The organism is Aeromonas sp. HMWF015, assembly GCF_963878965.1.
Classification (GTDB): domain Bacteria; phylum Pseudomonadota; class Gammaproteobacteria; order Enterobacterales; family Aeromonadaceae; genus Aeromonas; species Aeromonas veronii.
On sequence record NZ_CAWNZT010000021.1, the window covers coordinates 1 to 2252 of the forward strand.

A 2252-nucleotide genomic window follows, 5' to 3' on the forward strand; every position below is an offset into this window, starting at 1 on the left:
ATCCGTCAGGTCTACAGCCGCATCTTCCCTAACGAAAGCCGCATCGTAAACGTGCGCAGCCAGATGACCCAGCACCTGCGGCTGATGGGTCAGGCGCCGCAGAATGGCATGCTGCTGATGCTCACCGAACTGGCCCCCACCTTTGCCGAAGTGCCCGGTCTCAAGCCGCAGGTAATGCGCTTTGATGCCAGCCGCCGCGAGCTGCGGCTGCAGGTGACCGCCCCCGGCTTTGCCGAGATAGAGCGGTTCCGCGAGCTGGCGGGCAAGCGCTTCGAGGTGCAGCAGGGCGAGGTGCGCAGCACCGATGGCAAGGTTGAAGGGGCGCTGGTGCTCAAGGGTAAATCATCATGATGGAAAAATTGCAGAGCTGGTGGCAGGGCATCACCGCACGAGAACAGCGACTGGTGGTGGCAGGCAGCATCCTACTGCTGGTCGGCCTCTTCTACTGGAGCGTCTGGCATCCTCTCGACAACCGCATCGCCGAGCGCGAACGTCAGGTGCAAAACCAGCAACAGACCCTCGCCTGGCTCAAGGAGAAGGGGGAAGAGGTGCTGGCCATGCAGGGCGGTCAGGGTCGCCAGATAGATACCAGCGGCACCCTGGAGGGGGTCGTCAACCGTACCGCCTTCAACCACAAGATCAAGATTGCCCGCCTGCAACCACAGGGGCAGGAGCTGCAGGTGTGGATCGATACGGTTCCGTTCGATGATCTGCTGCTCTGGCTCGCCACCCTGGTGGAGCAGCACGGCATTCAGGTTCAAATCATCGAGCTGGCCCGCGAGGAGCTGGCGCCGGGTCTGGTCAAGGTCAGACGTTTGCAGTTGAGTCGTCCCCAATGAAAAAACGCATCCTGATTGCCTAATGCCGATCAGTTAAGGATCCATTGACCGATCCTTCTGTTGTGTGAAAATCCGAAACCTGTTGATTGGTTTCGGATTTTTTATGCGTATCGCTCACGCTCTCGACTTCCTCCACGCCAGCAAGGCCGCTCAGTTTGAGTCACTCTCAGACCTCATTCCTCCCGACCTCATCACGACACTGCTCGATGAAGAGGGCGTCGCTACCCTGCGCCGTCGCCGCATGCCCATGGAGCGTCTGGTCTGGGCCATCATCGGCATGGCTATCTTCCGCCACGTCCCCATGACCCAGCTGGTCAATCAGCTCGCTATCCTGTTGCCCGGTGACCGCCCCTTTGTCGCCCCCAGCGCCTTCCTGCAAGCTCGCCAAAAACTGGGGGACAAGAGCATCGAACGCCTGTTTCACGAGACCGCCTCGCGCTGGCACCAGCAGGCCAATCATCCCGGTTGGGCCGGGCTGCAACTGCTCGCCGTTGATGGCGTGATGTGGCGCACACCCGATACCCCGGACAATGCCGCCGCCTTTGCCAAGCCCGGTACCCAGCATGGCGAGACCGCCTATCCGCAGGTGCGCATGCTCTGTCAGATGGAGCTGACCAGCCACCTGCTCACGCAAGCCGTCATGGAGAGCTGCGCCGTCAACGAGATGGTTCTGGCCGAGCAACTCATCGCGCGTACACCGGACCACTCGCTCACCCTGTTCGACAAGGGGTTTTACTCTCTCGGTCTGCTCCACGCCTGGCAAACCACTGGCAGCGAGCTGCACTGGCTGCTGCCACTCAAAAAGGGCACACAATACGAGGTGGTGCGCAAGCTGGGGCGTCAGGATGTGCTGGTGCATCTCAAGACCAGCCCACAGGCGAGGAAGAAGTGGCCGCAACTGCCGGACACAGTGGAAGCGCGATTGCTGACCCGACACATCAATGGCAAGGCGCGCCAAGTGCTGACCTCAATGGTCGACCCGATGCGTTTCCCGGGCGCCGACATCGTTGAGCTCTACAGCCAGCGCTGGGAAATCGAGTTGGGCTATCGGGAGATGAAGCACAGCCTGCAACAACACCGGCTGACCCTGCGCAGCAAGAAGGCGGCGGGGATACGGCAAGAGCTGTGGGGCGTGCTGCTGGCGTACAACCTGCTGCGCAGCCAGATGGTAAAGATGTCGGCGAGTCTGAAGGGATACACGGCGAGCCAGCTGAGTTTTCACATGGCATCGGTCTATCTCATCCATGAACTGAGCTGCATGCCGTACCTGTCACCGGGGAGTATCCCGAAGCGGGTGGCGGAACTGGATAAGCAGGCGGGGCAGTTTGTATTACCGGAGCGAAGGGAGCGGTGTTATCCCCGCAGTGTGAAGGCAAGACCACAAAAGTATGCGGTGCAAAAAGCCAATAAAAA

The 2252-nt window shown here is 60.4% G+C and carries 2 protein-coding genes and 1 pseudogene; all 3 read left to right on the forward strand.

What is annotated here, in order from left to right:
• A pseudogene (gene exeL, locus AACS18_RS00865) lies at window positions 1–351 on the forward strand (GspL family type II secretion system protein ExeL); the annotation flags it as partial.
• Entirely contained in the window at window positions 348–839 is a 492-nt protein-coding gene (gene exeM / locus AACS18_RS00870; protein WP_041208225.1) for a GspM family type II secretion system protein ExeM, read from the forward strand. The pseudogene exeL and the gene exeM, both read left to right, overlap by 4 nt.
• 103 nt (window positions 840–942) lie before the next feature.
• Window positions 943–2252: IS4 family transposase (locus AACS18_RS00875; protein WP_108613477.1), on the forward strand; the 1310-nt coding region annotated here is incomplete at its 3' end.